General features: G+C 53.4%; 20 protein-coding genes and 1 other annotated feature. Of the genes, 13 read left to right on the forward strand and 7 right to left on the reverse strand.

All coding sequences use genetic code 11. The features are described from left to right. Positions 1-50: 50 nt before the first annotated feature. Positions 51-2108: a transglycosylase domain-containing protein gene (locus HH215_RS25410; RefSeq protein WP_169282439.1), complete on the reverse strand. Its 2058-nt coding sequence runs from the start codon at positions 2106-2108 to the stop codon at positions 51-53. A gap of 243 nt (positions 2109-2351) precedes the next feature. On the opposite strand from HH215_RS25410, the gene speE reads away from it, so the two are divergent. From speE to HH215_RS25425, 3 genes are all read left to right on the forward strand, one after another. Beyond that, positions 2352-3179 (forward strand): polyamine aminopropyltransferase, encoded by an 828-nt coding sequence (gene speE / locus HH215_RS25415; protein ID WP_169282440.1) that lies wholly within the window; start codon positions 2352-2354, stop codon positions 3177-3179. A 53-nt stretch (positions 3180-3232) separates the two neighbouring features. Beyond that, the gene (speB, locus tag HH215_RS25420) at positions 3233-4105 is read left to right on the forward strand and encodes an agmatinase (RefSeq protein WP_169282441.1); all 873 of its coding nucleotides are present in this window, start codon (positions 3233-3235) and stop codon (positions 4103-4105) included. Between the two features lie 264 nt (positions 4106-4369). Next, positions 4370-6604 carry a methyl-accepting chemotaxis protein gene (locus tag HH215_RS25425; RefSeq protein ID WP_169282442.1) on the forward strand — a complete coding sequence of 745 codons (2235 nt, stop codon included), beginning with the start codon at positions 4370-4372 and terminating at the stop codon, positions 6602-6604. An 18-nt stretch (positions 6605-6622) separates the two neighbouring features. Here the strand turns inward: HH215_RS25425 and HH215_RS25430 are convergent, their stop codons facing one another. From HH215_RS25430 to HH215_RS25445, 4 genes are read right to left on the reverse strand one after another with little or no spacing between them, the layout of a single operon-like run. Next, positions 6623-7066, reverse strand: coding sequence for a helix-turn-helix domain-containing protein (locus HH215_RS25430; RefSeq protein ID WP_169282443.1), 444 nt, complete (start codon positions 7064-7066; stop codon positions 6623-6625). Then, positions 7033-8181, reverse strand: coding sequence for a response regulator (locus HH215_RS25435; RefSeq protein WP_169282444.1), 1149 nt, complete (start codon positions 8179-8181; stop codon positions 7033-7035). Before HH215_RS25435 ends, HH215_RS25430 begins: the two co-directional genes overlap by 34 nt. Continuing rightward, the gene (locus HH215_RS25440; protein ID WP_169282445.1) at positions 8162-9940 is read right to left on the reverse strand and encodes a cache domain-containing sensor histidine kinase; all 1779 of its coding nucleotides are present in this window, start codon (positions 9938-9940) and stop codon (positions 8162-8164) included. The genes HH215_RS25435 and HH215_RS25440 overlap by 20 nt, the downstream gene beginning before the upstream one ends. 6 nt (positions 9941-9946) lie before the next feature. Beyond that, a complete protein-coding gene (locus HH215_RS25445) occupies positions 9947-10924 on the reverse strand; it encodes a carbohydrate kinase family protein (protein WP_169282446.1) in 978 nt (325 codons plus the stop codon). 178 nt (positions 10925-11102) lie between these two features. Here HH215_RS25445 and HH215_RS25450 point away from each other — a divergent pair, with 178 nt between their 5' ends. The 5 genes from HH215_RS25450 (at position 11103) to HH215_RS25470 (ending at position 16891) form a co-directional block, all read left to right on the forward strand. Continuing rightward, positions 11103-12059, forward strand: a complete 957-nt coding sequence (locus HH215_RS25450) for a carbohydrate ABC transporter permease (protein ID WP_254450222.1) — start codon at positions 11103-11105, stop codon at positions 12057-12059. 30 nt (positions 12060-12089) lie between these two features. After that, the gene (locus tag HH215_RS25455) at positions 12090-12935 is read left to right on the forward strand and encodes a carbohydrate ABC transporter permease (protein WP_254450223.1); all 846 of its coding nucleotides are present in this window, start codon (positions 12090-12092) and stop codon (positions 12933-12935) included. Positions 12936-12983: 48 nt separating this feature from the next. Then, complete coding sequence (locus HH215_RS25460) at positions 12984-14351, forward strand: extracellular solute-binding protein (protein ID WP_169282447.1); 1368 nt, start codon at positions 12984-12986, stop codon at positions 14349-14351. A gap of 28 nt (positions 14352-14379) precedes the next feature. Beyond that, positions 14380-15765, forward strand: a complete 1386-nt coding sequence (locus tag HH215_RS25465) for an FAD-dependent oxidoreductase (RefSeq protein ID WP_169282448.1) — start codon at positions 14380-14382, stop codon at positions 15763-15765. A gap of 106 nt (positions 15766-15871) precedes the next feature. Next, positions 15872-16891 carry a zinc-dependent alcohol dehydrogenase family protein gene (locus tag HH215_RS25470; RefSeq protein WP_254450224.1) on the forward strand — a complete coding sequence of 340 codons (1020 nt, stop codon included), beginning with the start codon at positions 15872-15874 and terminating at the stop codon, positions 16889-16891. Between the two features lie 250 nt (positions 16892-17141). Here the strand turns inward: HH215_RS25470 and argS (HH215_RS25475) are convergent, their stop codons facing one another. Continuing rightward, a complete protein-coding gene (argS, locus tag HH215_RS25475; RefSeq protein ID WP_169282449.1) occupies positions 17142-18842 on the reverse strand; it encodes an arginine--tRNA ligase in 1701 nt (566 codons plus the stop codon). A gap of 93 nt (positions 18843-18935) precedes the next feature. Beyond that, positions 18936-19157: a binding site (T-box leader), on the reverse strand. Positions 19158-19306: 149 nt separating this feature from the next. Between argS (HH215_RS25475) and HH215_RS25480 the strand changes: the two genes are divergently transcribed. Next, positions 19307-19729 carry a YwiB family protein gene (locus HH215_RS25480; protein WP_169282450.1) on the forward strand — a complete coding sequence of 141 codons (423 nt, stop codon included), beginning with the start codon at positions 19307-19309 and terminating at the stop codon, positions 19727-19729. After that, entirely contained in the window at positions 19726-21402 is a 1677-nt protein-coding gene (gene argS / locus HH215_RS25485) for an arginine--tRNA ligase (protein WP_169282451.1), read from the forward strand. Before HH215_RS25480 ends, argS (HH215_RS25485) begins: the two co-directional genes overlap by 4 nt. Positions 21403-21439: 37 nt before the next feature. Here argS (HH215_RS25485) and HH215_RS25490 read toward each other — a convergent pair whose 3' ends face one another. Continuing rightward, positions 21440-22591 carry a S8 family peptidase gene (locus HH215_RS25490; protein ID WP_254450225.1) on the reverse strand — a complete coding sequence of 384 codons (1152 nt, stop codon included), beginning with the start codon at positions 22589-22591 and terminating at the stop codon, positions 21440-21442. A gap of 409 nt (positions 22592-23000) precedes the next feature. Between HH215_RS25490 and HH215_RS25495 the strand changes: the two genes are divergently transcribed. The 3 genes from HH215_RS25495 to HH215_RS25505 all read left to right on the forward strand — a co-directional run bounded on the left by HH215_RS25495 (position 23001) and on the right by HH215_RS25505 (position 26048). Next, on the forward strand, positions 23001-24122 hold the full coding sequence (locus HH215_RS25495; protein ID WP_169282452.1) for an ROK family transcriptional regulator: 1122 nt from the start codon (positions 23001-23003) through the stop codon (positions 24120-24122). 241 nt (positions 24123-24363) lie between these two features. Then, on the forward strand, positions 24364-25299 hold the full coding sequence (locus HH215_RS25500) for an ROK family protein (RefSeq protein WP_256376630.1): 936 nt from the start codon (positions 24364-24366) through the stop codon (positions 25297-25299). Then, a complete protein-coding gene (locus HH215_RS25505; RefSeq protein WP_169282454.1) occupies positions 25296-26048 on the forward strand; it encodes a glucosamine-6-phosphate deaminase in 753 nt (250 codons plus the stop codon). Before HH215_RS25500 ends, HH215_RS25505 begins: the two co-directional genes overlap by 4 nt. Positions 26049-26050 lie beyond the last annotated feature (2 nt).

A 26050-nucleotide genomic window follows, 5' to 3' on the forward strand; every position in this document is an offset into this window, starting at 1 on the left:
TTTAGAACAGGGAGTAAGCGGAAAGAGTTTCCCGCTACTCCCTGTTCTGCTTATACGCCTACCCAGCGGCGGAACTTCGACCAGATGGAGCGGCCCTCTGCGCCGGCGCCGCCGTGTTCGCCGGAAGCTCCTCCGGCGGGAGCGCAGGACTCCGTCGGCTCCGTGCCCGCCAAGAACGACTCCATAACCGCTTGGCCGGAACAACCGGAAGCCGCCAATAAATTCGTGGCCGGGTCGATGTAGGCGTTGACGACGCCTTCGGGCATAGGGAAAACATGAGGAGGCGTACCCTCAAGAGCGGCTTCCGTGAATCGAGCGAAGATAGGGGCGGCGCGATGGGCTTCGCTCGAAGTGATTGCCCTTCCGCGGTCGTAGCCGATCCATACGGCGGTCGTTAGTTCGGGCGTATAACCTACGAACCAGGCGTCCGAATTGGTCGTGCCCGTTTTTCCCGCGACCGGCCTCTTCAATAGGTTGGCTACGCGGTGTGCGGTTCCTCCGCGGTCGAACACGCTTTCCATTAAGTTGGTCGTCACGTAGGATAATGCCGGATCCAGCACCTGTTCCTCGAGAGGGTGGGACTCGTACAGAATTTTGCCGTCGTGGTCTTGAATGCTCGTAATCGCGATCGGCGAGGTTCTGCGGCCCTCGTTAGCGAACACCGAGAAAGCCGATGCCATCTCGAAGGGACTAACGGGAAAGGTGCCGAGAGCTAAGGAGGGAACCGCCTTGAGGGGCGACGTGATCCCTAGCTTGCGCGCCATCGAGACAACGGCCTCCGGACCGACCCGCATGATCGTATTGACGGCATAGATGTTGTCGGAAGCCGCGATGGCTTGGCGTAAGCCGATCTCTTCGTTAAAATAGCGGCCATTGTAGTTGCTCGGACGGTAAATTTGACGATCATGGTCGAAGTAAAATAAGGTCGGCTCGCTGCGAAAGCGGGTAACCGGAGTTACGGTTCTCTGCTCCAGGGCGGATGCGTACAAGATCGGCTTGAAGGAGGAGCCGGGCTGGCGAGTGCGGGCGAATACCCGATTAAACTGGTTGCTGCGATAGTTGCGGCCTCCGACCATGGCTTTAATGTAGCCGTTGCGGGGATCGATGGCGATCAACGCGGTTTGCAGCTCGAGATTGCCTCCGTTCAAGCCTTTCTTAACGGCGGCTTCGGCCTTCTGCTGCATTTGCAAATCCAAAGTCGTGCGGATCGTTAAACCGCCTTCGTTCATGAGACGCTCGTCGATGCCGATCTGCTCGATGGCGATCTTCTTCACGTAATCCGCGAAGTAAGGAGCCGCTCGTTCCTCTTCTTCCGGCAATGGGCGGACTTGTAGCGTAGTGGCGCTTGCTTTGGTCGTTTGTTCTCGCGTGATATAGCCCGTGTTGCGCATTGCCTGCAACACTTTGCGTTGTCTGGCTCGGGAATCCGCAGGATGAAGATGGGGCGAGTAGTAGCGTGGTCCCTTCGGGATGCCTGCCAGCATGGCGCTTTCCGCGATCGATAGCTCCTTGGCCGGCTTGTTGAAATAGAGCTTGGCCGCGGCTTCCGCGCCGTATGCTCCGTGGCCGTAATAGATTTGATTCAAGTACAGCTCCAAGATTTCGTTCTTCGTATAGGTTTGTTCAAGCTTGGCGGCATACCAGGCTTCCTTCAGCTTGCGCGACCATGTCCTTTCATGGGACAAGTAGAGATTGCGCGCCAACTGCTGCGTAAGCGTGCTGGCTCCCTGCTGTTTGGACATATGCCGCATATCGACCCATGCCGCTCTAGCGAGCCCGCGCAGATCGACTCCCGCGTGTTCGTAGAAGCGACGGTCTTCGACGGCTAACGTGGCTTTGACGAGCCATGGGGAAATATCGGAAAGTTTCACGATTTGTCTATTTACGCCGCCTTGCAAGGAAGCGAGCAATTGTCCGTTCGCGTCGACGATCTGCGTCGTCTGCATCGTCGCTCCCGCGGGTAAGTCGCCGAAGCGGAAGAACAGAACCGCGCCTCCGGCTAACGTTAGCATCGCTAGCAACGTCATCCAACCTATCCGGCGCCGAAGCTTCTCCCAGCGCGTCGCGGGCTCCGCTCGTTCCTTCGCTTTTTCAGCGTTATTTTCCATATCGTGCTCCGCTCCTTCCGATCGCCGTGATCGCTCCTAACTTCCTTAGTATGGAAAAGGACGCCATTGGCTATCCGTCGGAAACCGATTTTTCAACGGAGCGGAGGACGGTTTAAAAAATCATTAACGAACCGTTTACGCGAATAGGTTGCAAAACCGCGATGATTTTATATAATACTTCTTGTTTGGTACAATATAACGGTAGCATTTCAGTTCATAGAAAGTAGGGATGGCATGTCTTCCATGGAACTGTGGTACACGGAAAAGCAAACCGAAAATTTCGGTATAACGATGAAAATTAAACAGACGATGGTCCACGAGCAAACGGACTTTCAAGAACTGGCGATGATCGAAACCGAGGAGTACGGCAATATGCTCGTGCTGGACGGAATGGTCATGACTACCGAGAAGGATGAATTCGTCTATCATGAGATGGTGGCTCATCCCGCGCTGTTTACTCATCCGAATCCGGAGAACGTGCTCGTAGTAGGGGGCGGCGACGGCGGCGTTATTCGCGAGGTACTGAAGCATCCGCAAGTGAAGAAAGCGGTTCTTGTCGATATCGATGGCAAAGTCATCGAGTATTCGAAGCGGTTCCTGCCTTCGATCGCCGGCAAGTTGGAAGATCCTCGCGTCGAAGTCATCGTCAACGACGGTTACATGCACATCCACGACCATAAGAACGCATACGACGTCATCATGGTCGACTCTACGGAGCCGGTCGGACCCGCGGTCAACCTCTTCACTAAAGGTTTCTACCAAGGCATCTATGACGCTTTAAAAGAAGACGGGATTTTCGTGGCCCAAACGGATAACCCTTGGTTCAAGGCGGATCTGATCCAGAGCGTTAATCGCGACGTGAAGGAAGTATTCGGCATCGTCCGCGTATATATGGCCAACATTCCGACTTATCCAAGCGGCTTGTGGACGTTCACGATGGGAAGCAAGAAATACGATCCGCTTGCCGTCGACGAGAGCGCGATTCCGGAAATCGATACCAAATACTACACGCCTCGCTTGCATAAGGCGGCGTTCGTGCTTCCTAAGTTCGTGGAAGATTTAACGAAATAAAGCGATTAAAATAACGAGATAACGAGTTCGATTAACTCTAAAGGAGATTCACCATGCGTTTAAATCAAGCCTACTCCGGCAACGTGTTTATTTGCAGTTCCGATAACTACGAGGCTTCCAAAGCCGTCATCTATGGTATGCCGATGGACTATACCGTATCTTTCCGTCCCGGTTCCCGATTTGGCCCGGGAAGAATTCGCGAAGCCTCCGTCGGATTGGAAGAATACAGCCCTTATTTGGATCGCAGTATCGTCGACTTGGCTTACTTCGATGCCGGCGACCTTATGCTTCCTTTCGGCAACGCGGCGAAGAGTCTCGATATTATCGGCGATTTCGTTCGCGGCGTTCTGGCGGACGGCAAAATTCCGGTAGGGCTCGGCGGGGAGCATCTCGTCAGCTGGCCGGTCATCCAAGAGGTATACAAGAAATATCCCGATCTCGCGATTATTCATTTCGATGCCCATACCGACCTTCGCGAGGAGTACGAGGGGGAGCCGCTTTCCCACTCTACGCCGTTGCGTAAGGCAGCGGAGCTCATGGGGCCGTCCAACATTTATCAGTTCGGCATCCGTTCCGGCTCCAAGGAGGATTGGACTTACGCTCAGGAATCGGGCATCCATTTCCATCCGTTCGAAGTCGCCGAACCGTTAAAGCGGGAGCTTCCTTCATTGGAAGGTCGCCCTGTCTACGTAACGATCGATATCGATGTGCTCGATCCTTCCGCGGCTCCGGGAACCGGAACGACGGAAGCGGGAGGAATCACGACGAAGGAATTGCTCGAAGCGATTCACGCGATCGCCCGTTCCGGCGTGAACGTCGTCGGGTTCGATCTTGTCGAAGTTGCCCCGATATACGATCCGACGGAGATGACGCCGATCGTCGCCTCCAAGATGATTCGCGAAATGCTGCTTGGTTTCGTGAAGTAACGCTAAGCATAATCTAAGCCTCCGAGTATCGGGAAAGTTCCGATGTCGGAGGCTTTTTGAATTATCCAAGTGAATATATCTTCCATAAATAAGCGATGTAAACAAATATGGGTACCTCGCCAACGGGATCACTCTTTATAAACCCATTCCGTGTCATGAAACGTCTGATTATATCGAAATATTAGTAAATATACTCTTTCGCATAGGGGAACTTGTGTTACAATATCTGCCATAGACATAAGACTTTAGACATGGGGTGGAGCTATGTTCGATTGGCTAGGGTGGAAACAAGGTTTGCCGTTATGGCGGTCTTATCGGTTGAACGCGCAGCTGACCGAAGACGTGGAAGACATCTTCGAGGGAATTGCCGAAACTCGCGTCCAAGTGCTCAAGGACTGGACAGGAGAATACTGGAGGCATCTGGAGAGACTGCACGAGCAGATGTCGTCGGCGGAAGCGATTGCGCAGAGCGGGAAAACGAACGGAGGCAATGGTTATACGGAGAGCTGGAATCGATTGTTCGCCGCTACGTACGCCAGGGCTACGGATTTAACGGAGATCTTCCTGCTGGACGCGGATAATACGGTCAAGTATTCCACGCACTCCCCGCACGCCGGTCATCGGTACGGCTCGGGTTCGCTATTGTCCGCGGGTTTGGAATACTCCGTCGGCGAAGAGAGTAAGGGTCGCAAGTGTCTGTTCGGGCCATACGGAGATCCGATGACGCTCGAGATCGGTTCGCGCTCCTCGCCGTTCCACGATAAGATGACTTTGCTGTTCATTCTTCCGCTCGCGAAGGACGGTGCCTGGGCGGGAGCGCTGTGTGCTCGCGTTCCCAACGATGTCATCGGGGATCTGATTCAACGGGAATCCGGGCACGTCTATCCGGACTCCGGGGACAATTATATATTCATGGCCAAACCCGCTTTGAACAAACAAATCGCTCCGGGTACGGCATTGTCTCGAAGCCGGTTCGAAGATCGCACGTTCACGCATGGCGAGAATCTTAAAGACGGGGTAACGACCGATTGGGGCATCGTATCCGTTAAGGAGCATACGGAGCTGGAGCTGATGTTCACCGATCCGGCAACGGGACGGCTTCATCCGGGCGTGGCGAATACGATCAAAAACGGAAGCAATCTGTTCGTGAAGTTTCCCGGGTATTCCGATTATCGGCATATTTCGGTTATCGGCAAAGGAACGACCTTTCAATTGCCGCATTGTCCGGACGTCTGGGGGATGATGTGCGAGGGCGATCTGGAGGAGGTATACCGGATCCGAGGTATCGCTTACCGTCAGCTCTGGCCTCATGCCATTCTGCTTGGCGGCTTCGGCATCGTTTCCGCGGTTCTGCTGTTCTTGATTGCGGGATCGGCTTCTGCGATGGCTACCGCTTTAAGCGCATTAGCGTTAAATCTTCTGTTCGGAGTATTCGTGGTGAGCATGGTTCATCGCCGTACCGATCGCAGAATCGTAAGACCCGTTCGGAAAATCAGCCAATTTATTCGGATTAACGCGGAAGGAAAGGGCGATCTGACCCAGCGATTGGATACGAAAGAGTTCGACAACGACGAATCGAGAGAATTGGCGAAATGGATTAACAATATGATCGACTCGCTCGAGGGGATCATGCTTAAGGTAAAGCTGGCCGCGGGCGACGTGTCTGCCAGCCAACAGATTCTTAACGAGTCGACGGTCACGACGGCATCCTCGACGGAGCGCGTAAGCGGGAAAGTCAACGATATGATCCGAAGCATCCGAAGGCAGCTTAAAGATATCGACGTGGCCAAGGATGTCGCGGACGAAATGCGGCAGACGCTGCTTATGCTCGAAGAGAAAGCGTCGCGGCAGATTACGATCGCGCAGGGCGAGGTCGGGCGGATCGGAGATAAGATGTCGGAGATTTCCGTGCGCGTCGCCGATACGAACAAGACGATTCGGGTATTCATGGATACGGCTAACGAAATTCGCGGTGTTCTGAACGTGATCGAGGAAATCTCTTCGCAAACCAACTTGCTTGCTCTTAACGCCTCCATCGAAGCTGCGAGAGTCGGAGAGCACGGAAGGGGCTTCGCGGTCGTAGCCAGCGAAATTCGCAAGCTCGCCGATCTGACCCGCAAATCGACGGAAGAGGTTCACGGTTTCGTTGGGAAAATATCCATGAACGCGCAGGAAGCATACGCATCGATTACCGAAGGCACGAAAGTTGTGCTGGAAGGCACGGAGCTTGTTGCCGCGGCGACGGAAACGTTGGGAGACGCGAAAGCGGACGACTCTCTTAAGACGCAGGTCATCGACGAGGTCGTCATCCTGATGGAGAAGGTGGCCAACGTAAGCATCGAGAACCGCACCGTTTCCACGGAAGTAGAAGGCAGGGTCCAGGAGTTGCTGACGGATATCGTTAACGTTCGGCACACCTCCAACAACGTCGAAGCGATTACGGGATTCATGCAGCAGTTGGTCGGCCAATTCCGGTTGACGGAGACGCGGAAGAGGTAGAAGGATAATCGTTCTCGGTTACTTGTTGCGTTGATATTGGGCGGGGGTAAGCCGGGTAAAGCGCTTAAAGATTTTCGCGAAATATTTCGGATTGTCGAAGCCTACGCGCTCCCCGATTTCGAACCAAGGCAAGGAGCTCTCTCGCATGAGCTCCTTTGCTTTTTGTACGCGCAATTGCTGCAAATAGTGAACGAAAGTTTGACCCGTGTTTTTGGAAAAGAGATAGCTGAAATAGTTTTCGCTTAAATTGACCTGGGCGGCGATATCCTGTAGACGCAAAGGCTGATTGTATTTTTCTTTGATCCATCGGATGGCTTGTTCGATATCGCTTCGCCGGCTTCGGAGGGAAACGTCATCCCAGAGCTCTCTGGCTACGGTATGCAAGCGCAGGCACCATTCGCGCAGCTCGGGATAAGTCTCCAACCGGTTCAATCGGTCGAAGGCCGAGCTGTCCTGCCACATCCCGTTAAGGGGAGTCCCCATTCGCCAAGCAGCAGCGTGACGGAGGATTGCCATTGCACGATCCGGTCGCGGACGAGGTGCGGAGGCATCCCCTCGGGAGGACGAAGAGGAAACAGCTCTTCGAAGCGAAGGCGCGCGAACGCTTCGTCCGTTTGTTCCAGCGCGGCTAAATAAGCGCGGATTGCCATCGGCGAAACGAACGAGGCATAGCTATCGTTAAGTTCTCGCTCGGAACCAAGGACGCGGTTGGCGTAAACGTGAACGTAACCGGGACCCGTATAAAACCGAAGGCTCAAAGCTTCTAACGCCTCATGGTAAGCTTGAAGCTTATCTTGTTTATCGAGATGCAGCGGACTGATCGCGACGGAGAGGCATTGTCCCTCGTCGCCTAAACGGTGAATGGCGTCGGCGAGGTCGTCCTTCCACCGTTCTAAGATGAGCTTTCCATCGTCTCCATCGCCGTTGGCCGTCGCGATGAAGACCGCCTCGCGATCGTTTTGATGCATTTTCGCCTCGCGCAAGCCCTTGTGAGCCGTCGAATCGAGAAGCAGGCGAGCCAGGTGCTCCCGATTATCCCCGGTTGTCCGAATAATGCCAACGGAGTAACGACGACCGCCGTTGATCTCCTCTTCCCGGGGAGCAGGTTCATTGTCCGCCGTTGCGACTTCAAGCCAATCCGTCAGAGAGTTCGAGGAGACGGACAGGGTTCCATGATCGATCGCTTCCGTCGGTTTCTCCTGGACGCTCCTTGAATCCTTCGCTTGCAGCACGGATTCAAGCAGTTCCTCGGGGCTCATCGTTAATTTATGCACGTAATCGATAACGCCCAAGCGAATCGCGTCTTGAACGGATCTGAAATCCTCCCGCACGCTTAAGATCATAACGATCATATCCGGAAATTCCTTGCGGATATGGCGAATCATCTCCAAGCCGTCCATAATCGGCATTTGGATATCCGTAATGACCATGTCCGGCTTAAGGCTGCGGACCAGTTCGAGCCCGGTGCGGCCATCCGATGCATCGCCGACCACTTCGATTCCGTGCTCCGCCCAAGGTATGCCGGAGACGATTCCCCTGCGTACCAGTACTTCGTCTTCAACCACCACGATCTTCATCGATGTCCTCCTCCCTCTGAAGCGGCAGTCTGATCGTTACGTAAGTTCTGCCCTCGGCTTCCGAACGTTGGATTTGCAAACCGTAAGCGTCTCCGTACATCATGCGAATTCTTTTGTGAACGTTTTGCAGGCCGACATTCGAGAAGGTAGGATGGAGCTCTTCTTTCTCAATGCTCTCCATAATATCCTTGATTTTTTCCTTGTTGATCTCCAATCCGTTGTCAACGATTTCCAATGTCAACACTCCGGTCGGACTTACCGTCGAACGGATGATCATTTCGCCTTTGCCTTCTTGAAAGGAAGCATGGCGGTAGACGTTCTCGACGAGCGGTTGCAGCGAGAGCTTAGGAACTAGGGCATCCAAGGTCGTCTCGTCCAATTGCTCGATCACGGTCACGTTGTCCCCGAACCGATACCGCTGAATCGTCATGAAATAGCGAACGTTCTTCATCTCTTCCCGCAAAAGGATCCGGTCTTGGCCGCGATGGATGCTCATGTCCAGAAGGTGGCCTAGCGACAGCAGCATTTCCGTGATCGGCTTCGTACCGGCCATGATCGACATCCAGCGGATGGTGTTCAGCGTATTGTGCAGGAAGTGCGGGTTGATCTGGGCTTGAAGAGCTTCCAATTTGGCTTGTTCCCGATGGCGTTCTAAGACGATTTCCCGATTGATATGGTTCTGCAGCCGCACAAGCATCTTGTCGAACGTTTGTCCGAGCAATCCCGCTTCGTCCCGGGTTCGAATATCCGCCGTAACGTCCAAGTGCCCCTTCTCCACTTGTTTCATCACGACTCTTAACTTTCTAAGGGGTTTTGTTAGCATATTGGAGAAGAACGCGATCATGCCGATGAACACGACCATGCTCACCGCGAAAATAATCGTGCTTACGTTGCGTATTTTATCGATTTCGCGAAAGACGGCTTCGTGAGGCACGATCTGAATGACCCGCCAACCGGTCATGGGCAGCGAGTAGGTACTGAGCACGTATTTGTTCCCGTTTACGCTCGTGCTTAAGGTGTTATCCGCGGATTCGTCGATGATCGGTTTGAGAGAGGCGTATAAGGGCATCGCCTCATCGCGAGAATAGGTAAGAACGCTATCGTCCGGTCCGACGAGCAATCCGTAGCCGGTTAGGGAAGGATCCCCCGACTGCAGTACGTCCAAGTAGGCTTGCGTAGGTTCGCTGATCGCTAACTGGCCGATGCTTTGATTGCTCTCGTCTCTCACGACCATGGAGACGGTCAGCAAGGGATGTTTCCCGGGAAGGGCATAATTGTCATGATTCAAGGTCCATACCATATATCCGTTCTCTTCGATCGTCCGGTGAAACCAGTCGGAGTTCGTTAGGACATCTTTGGCCCCGGGAGACCTTCCCCAGTTCGTATATAAGGTACCATAGTTATCGAAGACGGAGAAATAGAGGTCGTCGCTGGCGATCGCCGTTGACATCTCTAGGAACTTTTTATCCATCGTATGGGTGTTATTAAGCTTATCCCGTTCCGTAACGGGGGGATTAACTAGCACCCGTTTGACGTTCTCGTCGATTACGAGAGATGAGGTTGCGTGCATCATCGTCTGCAGCTTGCGTTCAATATTTAAGTTGATCTGGTGCAATCTTTCTTCGGCGGACGATTCGACCTGCTTCCGCAGAACGTTCTCGATCGCTTGATAAGCGTACACGCTCGCTCCCAAGATGGGAATCAGCACGAACAAGACGAAGGCGATCATCCATTTGGTGCGCAGGCTGATGAAAGGCATAGTTGTTTAGCGATCCTCCTCCATCGATAGGAACGGCGCCGATACGTAAGAGTCGATGGCTCCGTAGGATTCAGTCGAACTAGCCGAATAGCGTACGGCGGCTTTCACTGCAAGCGTCCAATTCCCGGGAGCCTCCAGCCAGTCCGTCCATTCATGTGGGGAAGGCAATTCGCGCGCTATGCGGCTGAGCAACGCTCCAACGAAAGCATCCCCTGCCCCGGTCGTATCGACGGCTTGTACGGTCATGCCCTGGAATTTCTCGACTCCGCGCGCCGTGACGCTGAAACAGCCTTCGGCACCCAAAGTGACGACCAGCGCTTTCAATCCGCAGCGCGAGCTCAGGTACTGCGCCCGGGTTTCATGAGTAAGGGATGGAGCGCCGTTGAAGTCCGTATCCGTTAGAAAGCATAGTTCTTCCTCGTTAATCTTTACCAAATCCGCAAGTTCCATCGCTTCTAGTATGGCACTCTTCGCTTGTTGCTCCGAATCCCACAGGTTTAATCGCAGATTAGGATCGTAACTGACCAAGCAGCCTCTTCTCCCGGCTTCGCGCGCTGCCAGCAGGGTAGTCGTGCGGGCCGGCTCTGCCGTCAAGGTAAGGGAGCCGAAATGGAATATGCCCGCCTCGTCCAATAATTCGAGGGGAATTTCCTCGGAGGCCATGCATAGGTCGGCGGTGTCCTTCCTATAGAAGGCAAAGTCCCTTTGGCCTTCCTCGGCTAAAGTCACGATAGCCAACGTCGTGCGCTTATCGGACGCTTCAAGTAAATAGTCGGTATTTACTCCGACTTCCGTCAACTTGCGGCGGATGGACGCTCCGAAGGCGTCTCTTCCGACTTTGCCTATAAAGAAGCTCGGAACCCCGAGCAGGGCTGCCGCTGCGGCAACGTTGGCGGGAGCGCCTCCGGGGTTCGCTATATAATGTTTGGAATCGACGGACAGCAGATCGATCAGTACTTCTCCGAACGCGGCGATCGGTTTCATTGAATTCATCTCCTTGTCTTGCTAGCGCTTACATCCACTCAGTATAGGATCTGGGGACAGGGATGTAAACGAACCGGGGCGAATTCGAAGAATCGTGTCTTTTTATCGTAAGATCGGTGCCTAAGAGCGGGCGGGCGGTAGAAATGAAAAGAGAATCGTATCCGTTTTCAGGGGGATCGTGAGTTTTCGGGCGATGGGGGAAAGCGCTACCATAAAGCTATATCAGCCGGAAAGGGGAGCGATACACATTCGCACGCAGAAGCAATCAGACACGTTGGCCGGATGGCTGTTTATTTTACCGGGCATAGCGGGATTCGGAGTTCTTACGATCATTCCGATTATATTATCGCTAATTATCAGTTTTACCGATTGGAATTTCCTTGACGGATTGAAGGGGCTGCGCTTCATAGGGCTTGATAACTTCATCGAGATGTGGTCGGACAAGTGGTTCGTGGACAGCTTGACGAACAATCTTGTGTTCGCGGCGGTTACCGTACCTGCCACGATCATCCTTTCCTTGCTTGCGGCTATCGGATTGAATAAAGGCGTCTACATGAAATCGCCGATTCGTCTCATGATTTTCATGCCGTACGTATCGAATATCGTTGCCATCTCCATTGTATGGGGTACGTTGTACAACCCGACGATGGGACCGATCAACTCTTTTCTCAGGAGCGTCGGGATTGATAATCCGCCGGGATGGCTAGCCAGCAGTACATGGGCGTTACCCGCCATTATGATCATGACGATCTGGGCGAACGTAGGCTATAACATGATTATTTATCTTGCGGGGCTTCAGGGGATTTCGAAGGACTTGTACGAGGCGGCGAAAATAGACGGCGCAGGACCGATGAGGAGTTTTTTCAAGATTACGCTGCCTATGCTGTCGCCAACGACTTTTTTCGTCATGATTACCAGCATCATTCATTCGTTCCAAGTATTCATCGCCGTATTCGTCATGACGAAAGGCGGACCGGGATCTTCGACGACGGTGCTCACGTATTATTCGTACCGCACGGGCTTCGACTTCTACAAGATGGGTTACTCGTCGGCCATGGCGTGGATATTGTTCTTGATCATCTTCTTGATCACCTTCCTGCAATGGCAAGGACAAAAACGCTGGGTGCACTACTAAGCGGTTCGCTTAGGAAAGGGGGAGTAAGTGTTGAACGATCAAGTTACGGGCGTTCGCCCGGCTATGTTAAAATTGCTGCTGACCGTTGTACTGGGCGCATTCGGCGTTGCGATGGTATTACCGTTTCTCTGGATGCTGTCCACGTCTTTCAAAGTACCGATAGACGTCTTTAATTATCCGATCGAATGGATACCGAAGAACTTTAATTGGAACAACTACTCGCGCGTCTGGAACGGATCGCAGCCGTTCGATTTGTATTATTTCAACTCCGTCAAGGTAACGATTATTACGGTGTTGGGAACGGTCATCATTTGTTCCGCCGCGGCTTATGGATTCGCGCGAATTCAATTTAAGGGTAGAGATGCCGTATTCTTCATTTTCTTGGCAACGCTTATGATACCGGATCAAGTCACGTTGGTGCCCCGGTTTATCATTTTCAATTATCTCGGCATTTACGACACCCATGCGGCATTGATATTGCCGGGGATGTTTACCGCATTCGGCGTGTTTCTGCTTCGGCAATTTTACGTGGGCATTCCCGAGGATTTCTCCGAGGCTGCCAAAATCGAAGGGGCAGGCCACTTCCAGACGTGGATACGCATTATCGTTCCGCTATCGAAACCTTCGCTTGTGTCTTTAGTGATCTTGAGCTTCACTTGGAACTGGAATGAATTCGTTAACCCGCTCGTTTTCCTGGCCTCTAAGGAGCTGTATACGATTCCGCTCGGGCTCACCAACTTCATCGATGAATCCGGAACGGACTACACCTTGATGATGGCGGCGGCGGTCAGCTCGATACTGCCCGTCATCCTCTTGTTCCTCGCTTGCCAGAAATGGTTCATCGAGGGGGTGGTGTCCAGCGGCGTGAAGGGCTGATCGGTCCATGCGATGTACGATAACAACAACTGAAAAGGGAGATGTCGTATGAATAAAGTGAAAACGTCTAGTTTGATGCTCGTGTTGATTCTGGCTCTTATCGTTACGGGATGTAGCTCCAATAATAATAATAATAATAGTAAGCCTTCTGCCTCCGCGGGAGAAAACGGTTCGAATAACGTCATCAAATTGAAGTTCTGGGGAGCAGTCCCGGAGGAGAACGGACCGAAACAAGCGGTGGAGAACTGGAACAAAGCCAATCCGGACATTCAGGTCGAATACGTTCGCTTCGTGAACGACGAAAGCGGCAATACGAAGCTTGAAACGGCGTTGCTGGCGGGCGATCAAGTCGATCTGTTCATTAACTACCGCATGGACAAGCTGTCCAAGCGGATTGACGCAGGCATGGTCGAGCCTCTTGATAGCTATATCGAGAAAAGCGCTTTTAACGTGGAAGAGAATTTCGGATCGAACGCGATCACGAAGTTCGAGGACAAAACCTATTATATTCCGGCTATTATCTTGAATGATTTCGTGACGTTGAACAAATCCTTCTTGGACGAAGCGGGCTTGGCCATCCCCGAGCAATGGACTTGGGATCAATACATGGATTACGCGGCTAAGCTGACGAAGGGAGACGGCGCGGACAAGCGTTGGGGCTCGTACACCGACCTGCTGCAGCCGAAAATCTTCGAATATCTCGATAAAGCGGTGAAAACCGAGTTGGGCCCGGACGCTTTCTACAAACAAGACGGAACGAGCAATTTCGATAACCCGGCATTCAAGCAGTATTTCGATATTATGTATAACCTCGAGAAAACGCTCAAAGCGCAGCCGCCGATCGCGGAAGCTAAAGCAACGAAGATGGAAGGGATTCAACTCTACCTGACTAACAAAGTCGCGATGCACTGGATCGGCACGGCAAGCTTGCGCAACATCAAGAATACGACGGATTATCCGCATGATTTCATTACGGCGTTCGCTCCGCCTCCGAAGCTTACCGAGAATAGCGCTTATTTGGGCGGCGGCACGGGTTATCTGGATTTCACGACGATCAACGCGCGTTCCCAGAACAAAGACGCGGCATGGAAGTTCATGCAATGGTACGTAACCGAAGGCAATGAGCCTTTGATAGCGGGAGGTCGCGTGCCGGCTTGGAAGAAGGCGGACAAGGACAAAGTGGCGTCTCTCATCCTGGGCGAAAATCCGGAGAAGCTGTTCGACGTGGATTCCTTCAAGCGGGTCGTATTCGCGAACGTGGATTATGTTCGCGACACCAAATTCGATCATCTTGCGGAAATTCAGAAGATCGTCGAAGAAGAAGGCGAACGCGTGCTCATCGGAGAGAAGCCGACGGCGGACGCGGTGAAATCCATGAAGGAACGTGCGGACAAATTGCTGAAAAGCTCTAAATAAACGGTAAATCGGGAAGGGATGAACATCTGTGCGTAACAATCAAATTTCTTACGATACGAATATTCCGGTCATCGGCGACGTCGACGTTCTCGTGATCGGCGGCGGCCCGGCGGGAATCGGAGCAGCTCTCGCCGCTGCAAGAGCGGGAGCGAAGACGGCTTTGGTAGAGCGTTACGGATTTCTCGGGGGCAACGCGACGGCGGGCTTGGTCGGGCCTTTCATGAACTCTTATAGCGATGACGGCAAGACTCAGCTTGTTAAAGGCGTGTTCGATGAATTGGTACGGAGGATGGAATCGTTCGGCGGAGCGGTTCACCCCGAGCAAGTGAGAACGGGAAGCGCCTATTCCGGCTTCTTCAGCAAAGGGCACGACCATGTGACGCCATTCGATCCCGAGGCCGTTAAGCTCGCTGCGGCGGAAATGATGGAGGAAGCGGGAGTACGGATGTTCATGCACACCTTCTTCGTCGATTCCATCGTGGAGGACGGCAGGGTGAACGGCGCTCTCATCGTGAACAAGTCGGGCTTGCAGGCTATTCGCGCCAAGGTAACGGTAGACTGCAGCGCCGACGGAGACGTGGCGTTCCGTGCCGGAGCGGAGCTCGAAGTAGGCAGGAAATCGGACGGGCTTACCCAGCCGATGACGATGTTCTTCCGCGTGGCCGGAGTGAACGACGAAGAAATTCTGAAATACGTCGAGGATCACCCGGAGGAGCGGGATCTGTTGTTCGGCAGCTTGATCGCGGAGAAGCGGGAAGCGGGAGAATGGACGGTCAACAAAAACCACCTAGGCATTTATCGTACGACTCAGGCCGGAGTATGGCGAGTGAATACGAGCCGGGTACAAGGACTCGCGGGCACGAATGCGGAGGATCTGTCCAAGGCGGAGTTGGAAGGACGCCGTCAAGTATTCGAGCTGCTGGCTTTCTTCCGCAAGTACTTTCCGGGCTTCCGGAATGCGGTGCTCGTCGATACGGCAACGCAGATCGGCGTCCGCGAGACGAGAAGACTTGTCGGAGAATATATGCTGACTTCCGAAGATTTGATCAGCGGACGTTCCTTCGAAGATGTCATCGCTCTCTATGGCTATCCGATCGATATTCACAGTCCTAACGAAGTGACGACCGAGTTCAGCAAAGAATTCAAGACGGCGAATATTTATCAGATGCCTTATCGTATTCTCGTTCCGCAGAAAGTAAACGGACTGCTCGTTGCCGGCCGGTGCGTGTCCGCGACGCATGAAGCGCTCGGAGCGATCCGGGTCATGCCTTGCGCATTCGCGTTGGGACAAGCCGCGGGAGCGGGAGCGGCATTAGCGTCGGCTTCGGGAATCGAGCCGCGTAACGTAAATATCCGCGAGTTGCATCAAACCTTGCTTGCGCAGGATGTCGTTTTGCCTGCCGGTATCGCTTAATGAGCGACGGCGTATCGTACGCGAAGGAGTTAACGAACAAGAGCGGTTCCTTGAAGGTGCTCGTCTATCCGAACGGAACAGCCACATTGCGAACGGAGGAATAGAAATGAACATGATGAGCGCTCTTGTCGTGGAGAGCCCCGGTAATGCCGTTGTTCTTCAGGTGCCCATCCCTCGCGCTAAGAAAGGCGAGATTGTCGTTCGAGTCAAAAGAGCGGGGATTTGCGGTACGGATCTTCATATTTATAAAGGAGAGTATTTATCTCCTTATCCGATCATTCCCGGACATGAGTTTTCCGGCGTCGTCCACGAGGTGGGTAACGGAGCCGAGCGGTTTCAAGTCGGAGACCGAGTAAGCGCCGAACCGAACTTATCGTGCGGTCGCTGTCGCTTCTGTCTATCGGGCCGCGCTAACCATTGCGACAACTGGGCGGCGATCGGCGTTACGCTTCCCGGCGCAATGGCGGAATACGTCGCCGTGCCCGAGGAGCTTGCAACGAAGCTGCCGGATTCGTTATCGTTCGCGCAAGGGGCATTCATCGAGCCCGTCGCCTGCGTTGTACATGCTTTGAATCGGCTAAGTCCCAGGACGGGAGACCGCGCGCTTCTATTCGGCGCAGGGGCGATGGGCCAACAATGGGTACAGGCCTTGGCGCGTTCGGGCGTTTCGGAGTTAGTCGTCGTCGATCTTGCGGAGGAAAAGCTGGAGCTTGCCATGCGGTGGGGAGCGACTCAGGTGTTGCAGGCGGGTTCGGCCGCGACGCAGTTGCAGGGACGAACGGGGAAAGACGGCTTCGATATCGTCATCGATACGACCGGAGTCCCTCGGGTTATCGCGAATTCGTTCCAGTATATCGGACCATGCGGCCGTTATGTTCAGTTCGGCGTAACGAAGGAGGACGATTCCGTCCAGCTACGGACGTTCGATCTTTACCAACTCGAATGGACGTTTATCGGTTCGATGGCGCTTAACCATACTTTCGCTCCGGCGCTTGCTTGGCTTGAGTCCGGACGAGTAAGCACGGAACATCTCGTGACCCGCGAGCTGACGCTCGAAAGCGCCGTGAAGTATTTACAGGGCGACCGTTCGCCGAAAGATATGAAAGTACAGATTTCGTTCGAATAGATACGAGCAAAAGGATTGGTTCTACAAGAAAGCAGATCGAAATAAGGAAAAGACGGCGCTGGGATATGAACCGTGACTCCATAGAAGGGCGCTTTGAAAAAAAGCGAACCTCTTTGGGGTAACGGTTCGATAAGTCCTCCTGAGCTGTCTTTTTTTTATGTTAATATATTGATTTATTGCGGAAGGCTGTCCGAGAAGCCATTGATCTTCGGCAGCCTCTTTTCCGCGTTTAATCCCGCCGATACGTCGATCACATCTCCCTAGGAGCTTTAATCCCCAGCAAGCCAAGCCCATCCTTCAACACGTTGGCAACCGCGGCGGCCAAGCTCAATTTGGATAGAACCTCGGTTTTGTCGGCATCGTCGGCGATGATTTTACCGGAATTGTAGAAACGGTTGAAGGCTTTGGCCAAGTCCAGAAGAAATCTGGCGACGGCGAACGGCTCATGATCGCGTAACGCTTCCTGCAATGCGGCATCGTATCTGGACAACGTCTTCAGGCACTCCCAAGCCGTTTCCGACGAGAGATGTGCACCGTTCACGAAATGCTCGCCTTGCAACACTTCATAATCGCCCTTCCTGAGCAAAGCGCATATACGCGCATGCGTGTACTGCAAGTAAGGACCCGTCTCCCCATCGAAGCTGACCGCTTCCTCCAGATTGAAGTCGACCGACAATTGACGATGGTGCTTCAAGTCTCCGAAAATAACCGCTCCGACGCCGACCGCTTCCGCGACCGTCTGTTTATCCGGAAGGTGCGGATTCTTCTCGTCGATAATGTCCAGCGCCCGCTGGACGGCTTCGTCGAGAACCTCTTCGAGGAATACGACCTTGCCTTTACGGGTGGACATCTTCTTGCCGTTAACGGTCATGAGCCCGAACGGCACATGACGGCATTGTTCCGCCCACGTATAGCCCATTTTGCCCAGAACGGAAAACACTTGTTGGAAATGCAACGTTTGCTCGGCTCCGACGACGTACAAAATGGAATCCGCTCCTAAAGCTTGTTTCCTGTACATTGCGGTAGCGAGATCGCGTACGGCATAGATCGTCGAGCCGTCCTTCTTGAGGATGAGGCATGGAGGCAGCTCTTGCTCCTCCAAGCGAACGATCTGCGCTCCTTCGCTTTCCTCCAGCAGCGCTTTCTCCCGAAGCTCGCGAACGACGGCATCGATCTTGTCGTTGTAGAAGCTTTCGCCGGTGAAATGATCGAAGCTCACGCCCAAACGGTCATACACCTTATGAAATTCCTTCATGCTCTCGTCGACGAAATATTGCCAGAGGTCGCGGGTTTCCGGATCTCCTTGTTCCAGCCTCGCGAACGCTTCCCTTGCTTCATCCTCGAGCGCGGGCTCGCGTTCGACCTCCTCGTGAAACTTCACGTACAGCCTTAAGCTCTCTTTGATCGGCGCAAGCTCGAGCTCTACCCGGCTTCCCCATTTGCGATAGGCTACGATAAGCTTGCCGAACTGCGTTCCCCAATCCCCGAGATGATTCACGTTAATGACTTCGTGGCCCGTCGCCCGGTACAGGTTGACCAAAGCGTTGCCGATCATCGTCGAACGCAGGTGACCGATACCGAACGGCTTCGCGATATTTGGGGACGACATGTCGATGAGCACGCGCTTGCCTTTTCCGATATCGGAATGTCCGTAACTCGTTTCCGAGGCGCTGGCGACAATGTCGCTTTTCCAATGGTCGGCTTGGAAGAATAGGTTCAAGTATCCTCCGACGGCCAATGCCCGCACGGCGCTTTGATCGGCGTTGATTCGTTCGGCGAATTGCTCCGCGATCTTCTGCGGGGCTAGGCGCATCGTTTTCGCAAAGGCGAAACAGGGCAAGGAAACGTCGCCCAGTTCCTTCTGCGGCGGATATTCGAGCTTGTCGAACAGCTCTCCGGCAGTTACGGCAACGTAAGGTGCCAATAAGCTTGACGCGATGTGCATGAGCATGATTGAAATCCTCCTTGAAAAATGACTGGATTGGGACGTGCTGGGACAAGGGGGCGAGCGAATTTCGGCGAAAAATACAAAAAACCCCGTCTCGTAAGAGACGGAGGTCGTTTCCGCGGTACCACTCTTTTGGCATTCCCGTAAGGAATCCACTCATAAGGTTAACGGCATGCAGCCGGATTTCCCTAATACGCGATCGATTTCAGGAAATCAACTCCCGAGTGCGGTTCTCTCGCCCTCCTGTGCCGGCTTGCACCAACCCGGCTCGCTGCGTGACAGGGACAGACGCGATACTCTCTCGTTCATCGTCTTTTTTTATTATATTTCATTATAGCCATTTCCAACGGGCAGGCACAAGGGTGAAATAGAAAGATTTCCGGGCGAACCTCAATCATTGTATTTGAATTGATCAATCGATCTGTATATAGTAATAACAAGAGTAAAGGGAACTGGGAGAGGGACTTATGCCGGACAAAAGGAGCGTAATCGTCGATTTCCGCAGCCGGCAAGACGGCGATGTTCGACAGCTTACCTTGCATGGGGAGCTGTACCGGCTGCAATCCGGGTGGACGCTCGTCTATCGGGAACCGCCCGACGAGAACGGAAACGAGACGACGAATACGCTGTTCGTCCACGCGGACGAATTGCGGCTCAGAAGAAGAGGATCGATCTTCTTCGAGATGAGTTTCCGCGAAGGGGTCTCGCTTCCGGGCAAGATGGAAACCCCTTACGGACCTCATGACGTACAAGCTCTAACGTCTCTACTAGACATCGGGCTGACGGAATCCGGAGGCGGCGTCGAGTGGAAATACGATTTGCTTATGCAAGATCAAACGGTCGGAAGCTTTCATATCCGGCTCGATATTCGGGAGGAACACGTAGGATGAACGTATTGGAACAATTGCAAGTATCCGTGAAGGAGGCGCTTGCGGAAGCGGTATTGGAAGCGGGTCTCGTAGCGACCAAGGACGAGCTGCCGACGATCGCGTTGGAAGTGCCTAAAGACAAGACGCATGGCGACCTGGCGACGAACCTGGCCATGCAGCTGACGAAGATCGCGAAGAAAAATCCTAGGCAGATCGCGGAAGCGATCATCGAGAAGCTGGGCACCGGCCGCGCTTCTATTCAACTAGCAGAGATCGCGGGGCCGGGATTCATCAATTTCAGGCTGGACAAGAGTTACCTGCATCCGATCGTAGGCGAAGTGCTTACGCAGGGCAGCCGATACGGCGAAGTGAATGCCGGACAAGGCAAAAGAGTGCAGGTCGAGTTCGTTAGCGCGAATCCGACGGGCAGCCTCCACTTGGGCCATGCCCGGGGAGCGGCGGTCGGCGATGCGCTATGCAATGTACTATCGGCCGCAGGATACGAAGTGACGCGAGAGTATTATATTAACGATGCCGGCAATCAGGTGAATAATCTGGCTCGCTCTATCGAGGCTCGGTATCGCCAAGCGCTGGGTCAGGCGGCCGAGATGCCGGAAGACGGTTATCACGGCGAAGACATCGTCGGATTCGCCAAGGAATTGGCGGAGCAAGAGGGCGACCGTTTGCTCTCCCTCGGCGACGAAGAACGTTTCGATTTTTTCCGTACGTACGGACTCGACAAGGAGTTAGCCAAAATCAAACGGGATCTGGCGCGCTTCGGCGTTCTGTTCGATGAATGGTATAGCGAAACGTCCTTGTACGAGAACGACAAAGTGACCGAAGTACTCGCGGCGCTCCGGGCTCAAGGTCACGTATACGAGGAAGAAGGGGCAGTCTGGCTCTCCTCGACTACGTTCGGGGACGACAAGAACAGAGTACTCGTTAAGAACGACGGCAGTTATACGTATTTGACGCCGGATGCGGCTTACCATATGGATAAGTACAAACGCGGGTTCGATCAAATGATCAATATTTGGGGAGCCGATCATCACGGCTACATTCCTCGGATGAAAGCGGCGATGGCCGCGTTGGGCAACGATCCCGAGAAGTTGACGGTACTGATCGCCCAGATGGTCAGCTTGTTCCAGAACGGCGAGAAAGTGAAGATGTCCAAGCGTACCGGCAAGGCGGTTACGATGGAAGATCTCATGGACGAAGTCGGCGTCGACGCCATTCGTTATTTCTTCACGATGCGCAGCATGGACTCTCATTTGGATTTCGACATGGATCTCGCGGTGTCGAAGTCGAACGAGAATCCCGTCTTTTACGTGCAATACGCCCATGCAAGGATTTGCAGCATTTTCCGTCAGGCGGAGGAGCAAGGCATCGCGATCCTGCCTTGGCAGGAAGCCGCGATCGGCAAGCTGAACACGGAGCAAGAGTTCGATCTGCTTAGGAAAATCGGAGAGTTTCCCGAAACGGTCGCCGAAGCGGCCCGGATCTACGCGCCTCATACGATGATTCGTTACGTGTACGAATTGGCCTCCCAATTCCATAGTTATTACAAAGCGGAGCGCGTCATTACGGAAGATGCCGAACAGAGCCAAGCTCGTCTTCAGTTGCTGTCGGCTATCAAGATCACGATAGCTAACGCGCTTGCCCTAGTCGGAGTTTCGGCACCAGACAAAATGTAGTTGTCAGCATTCGATCGCGAGGTTATGCCGGGACGCTTCAGAGAAACTCGGCTGCTTTAATCATACGCATGACGTTAAGCTCCCCGGCCATCCGGGGGGCTTTGCCGTGTTGCAACGGCTTGGCGGAATTTTTAATGACGGCTTTAATCTGCGCCGGCGTCAGTCCGGGTTTTACGGATAACAGCAAGGCGATCGCTCCGGTAACGTGGGAAGTGGCCATCGAGGTGCCGCTCATCTCGCGATGCTTGCCTCTCAACCAGGCGGAGACGATTCGATCGCCCGGGGCGTAAATATCGATAAGCCCGCTGCGGTTGGTGAACTTGGCGATGCGGTTTGCTTGGTTGATCGCGCCCACGGCGATCGTTTGGTTGTATCGCGCCGGATAATCGATGTCTCCTATCCGGCCGTCGTTGCCCGAGGAAGCAACGATCAGCACGCCGGAACGGTAGGCGTTGTTAACGGCGTTCAGCAGCGACCTGCTTCTCGTTTTCATGCCGAAGCTCATGTTGACGACGTCCATCTGATTGCGAACGCACCATTCGATGCCAAGGATAATATCCGATACGAATGCGGTGCCGTTATGGTCGAAAGCTTTGACGGGATAGATCGTCGAACGCGGGGCGACGCCGATCATACCTTGAAGTTCGTTGGCGGCGGCGATCGTCCCCGAGATATGCGTGCCATGACCGTTATCGTCTTGAGGCAACGCCATTCGGTAAAGCAAGTTTATGCCTCGCTCCAAGGAGTGGCGCAAGTCCGGATGGCTGAAATCTACTCCCGTATCGATGACGCCCACTTTGACTCGGAATCCCGTAGTCCGGCCCCACGCCTGCGGGGCTTGAATATGTTTTACTCCCCAAGGAATGCCCTTATCGGTAACAAGGGCTCCCTTGGGGAGCGCTGCAACGCTCACGGGAACGTCTTCCTCCCAGATGACTTTCCCGGTCAGACACTTGGGGAAGGTATTGGAGTTATAAGCTTCCCAAGGGCAGGATACGGCTTGGATAAGATTTAGGTTACGTATAGGGCGAATTTTATCGGTTTGCGTGCGACGTTCATTCAGCTTCGACGTTAGCAGGAATTGCGCGTAATCGTCGGAATCGAAGAAACGGAGGATGCCCCGACGTCCAAGGTACTCAGCGGTGCAAGGGGGACTGCGGAGCCACTCCACGATTTCGCTTGCGTCCAATGCGGCTTCCCTCCCGGACGAATGTGCAGACCATGCGGGGGATCAGGTTGGCCCGCCGTTCTGCCGTGTCCTCTACTGTATGAGCAGTCAACGATAAAAGCTTGGGAATGTGGCCTTTTTTGCGAGGAAATAGGCGGCGTTCCGTGTCATTTCCGTGCTTCCGACATACGATGAATGGAGAGTTTCCCGGTGAGACTCTTGGTCATGCCGGTTCCTCCGCCCGCGGAGCGGCCGGGAAGGGATACAGTCGAAAAGCGAAGGTGTCGTCCATTGGGGACGCGCCTTCGCTTTTTCGTTTGACCTCTATGACTTCCCGATCGTAAAATAGTTTGTATGAGGAACAAACAAATCGCACAAATGGACTAGCCGCTTCGATAGCGCCTATCCAAAAACTAAGGAGATCGGGATCATGCAAAAGGGAAGCATGGAGTTTCTGAAAAAAATAAACCGCGATCTCGTTCTCGATTCCATTCGCGCCGATAAGTCGGTCAGCCGCGCTAAGTTGGCTAAGAAACTGGGTTTAAGTCGTTCAACCGTTTCGCTTATCGTGGACGAATTGATCGCCAAGAAGTTCGTTGTCGAAACCGGGTTCGGTTCATCGACCAAAGAAGGCGGGAGAAGGGGAATCGAGCTAAGCTTCAATTCGCGGTCTGCCTTCGGAGTCGGCGTCGAACTGCTCGAGCAGGGACTGCTGGTCTGCATTACGGATCTGGACGGGAATATCGTTCTGAAGAAACAAATCGTATCGGACAAGGATTACGGCTCGATGGCGAGTTGCATCCATGAAAGTTTGCGCGAAGCGTCGGTCGAGGCGGATAAGGTCATTGCCGTAGGCTTCTGCGTGCCTGGGCTAGCGAACAGCAAAGAAGGAGTTATCGTGGATGCGCCTTTACTAGGTTGGAAAAACGTAAATTTCGTCGCAGAGATGATGCCTTATCTAAATAAGCCGATCTACATCAACAACGATGTCAACTGTTCCGCGTTGGGAGAACGGTGGGTCGGCGGAGCTAAAGATATGGACGATTTCGTTTATATCTATATCGGGTCCGGCGTAGGCAGCGCGATTATTGCGAATGGGAGCTTGGTTCACGGCAAGGACTATATGGCGGGAGAAATCGCTTATTTAATATTCGATGAAGATGCGTTGCAGCATCAAATAAACGTGATCGGCGAATTCGGCGTGTTCGAGAAGAAGACGTCGGTCCGGTCGCTCGCGTCTTCCCGAAGCTCGGTCGGGGAAGTGTTTCTCGGTTACGAACGGGGCAACGAGCAAAGCGTCTTCGTCGTCAACCGGTTCGTCACCCACTTGTCCGCCGGGATCGCCAACATGGTCAGTTTGCTGAATCCCGAGAAAGTCATCATCGGCGGGGAGATTTCGGAGTTTATCCCGATTTTCTTAGACGATATTCAGAAGAGAGTATCCGGTATTACACCCATTCAAACGGATATCGAAGCGGCATGTATCGGCGAAGAAGCGGGTGTTCTAGGGGTCATAGCTTACGCTTTCGACCAGGAACAGAATAAAATATAAAATTTCTCGGGTAGCTGCGTATAGCAGCGTGAAATCATAGCTAAAGGTAAGACTCACCCTCCCCCTATTGGGGGATTTGGGTTGGTTATCGGGAACGCCAAAATGAAAGCATTTTCATGTTGACAGTCGTCGATGGATGAGGCTATACTTTCCTTAGTTAGTACGGACGTCGTACAAACAAACCGAGTCAGAGAGGTGCGCGGTTAGAAATTGAAGTGGATTGTGAACTGAGGGTGAATCAATGAATCTGCAATCAACGAAATCTTTATCGGCCGCGGAACCCCAGTACGGGGTTGGGGTCGACATAGGCGGCACCAAGATAATGATTCATATTGCGAACGTCGCCGGGGAAATCGCGTACAAGCGCAAAGTGTGTACGACCGGCAAGCCGGAAGAAATACACGGCATCATCAGGGAAACGTTGGAATCGGCCTCCATCCCTATCGAGCAGGTAGCGGCTTTCGGTTTCGGAGTCCCTGGCATTACGGATACCCGGCAAGGGATCGTGATCGAAGCCCCGGCACTTCAGTGGGCGAATATGCCTATCGGAGAGAAGATGAGTCAATATTTCAACAAGCCGGTTTTCGTCGATAACGACGTGAATTGCGCGGCATTGGGAGAACGATGGCTGGGAACCGCGCGGAAATTGGAGGATTTCGTGTTTCTGGCTCTAGGAACCGGGGTCGGAAGCGCGATCTTCGCGAATGGTTCCTTAGTATACGGCAGCGATTACATGGCTGGGGAAATCGCGTACATGGTCCTTGACGATGACGTGCTCAATCGCGACTCGAACGCTTTCGGCCAATTCGGCCTCTACGAGAAACGGATTTCCGGAACTTCATTATCGAGTCACGGTTATGCATCCGACGAATTGTTCGTCAAGTATGCGGCCGGGGATCCATTGGCGCAGAAGATCGTCCGCCAATTCGTGTCGAATTTGGCTATCGGCATTTCCAACGTCGTAAGCCTGCTGAATCCGCAGAAGGTCATTATTGGAGGGGGAGTATCGCAGTCGTTATCCGATCTTCTGGAGCAAGTGCGAACGACGGTTTCCAAGCTGACGCCCGTTCCCGTCGCGATCGAGCTGTCCTCCTTGGGAGAGCATTCGGGGGCGGTCGGAGCCGCGGCCATGGCGTTGGGAAGAATAGGCCGGTTGGAAGGAGATGTGCCGATATGAATATTCACGTTTACCCCAATGACCTTGAAGCGTCCGCCAAAGCGGCGGGATTGATTATCGAACAGGTGCGGAATAAACCCGATTCGTTGTTCTCTCTCGCGGCCGGGTCGACGCCGCTGAAGACATTCTCGCTGCTTGTCGAGGCCGTTCGGCAGGGTAAGGCGGATTTCGATCAATGCCGATTCGCGAGCTTGGATGAATGGGTCGGCTTGGACGGATCGGTTCAAGGCAGCTGCAGGCAGACGATGAACGACCACTTTTTTCGCTTGGTTGGCATACTTGATAAAAACATTCGATTTTTCGATGGGAAGAGCGAGGATCTGACTCGGGAGTGCGCCGATATGGATTCGTTCATAGAAGGGAATGGCCGGATTGACATGCTGCTGCTCGGAATCGGCTTGAACGGTCACCTGGGCTTCAATGAACCGGGCGTAAATCCGGATCTATATTCCCACGTAACGGAGCTCGATCCGATTACGAAGCAAGTATCGGTTAAATATTTCGATCCGCCTCAAGCGGTCGCGTCGGGAATCACGTTAGGATTGCGGCATGTCATGGAGGCGCGAACGGTCATTCTGCTTGCTAGCGGCTCGCATAAAGCCGAGATCGTTCGATCGGCGTTTCATGATCAAGGAAGCCCGACCGAGAGAATCCCGGCAAGCTTGCTCCGTGAGCACCCGAATTTTCATTTATGCCTGGATCAATCGGCAGCCGAACAATTAATTACAACGAACGCGAAGGGAGATTAATA

It is taken from the genome of Cohnella herbarum (assembly GCF_012849095.1).
Classification (GTDB): domain Bacteria; phylum Bacillota; class Bacilli; order Paenibacillales; family Paenibacillaceae; genus Cohnella; species Cohnella herbarum.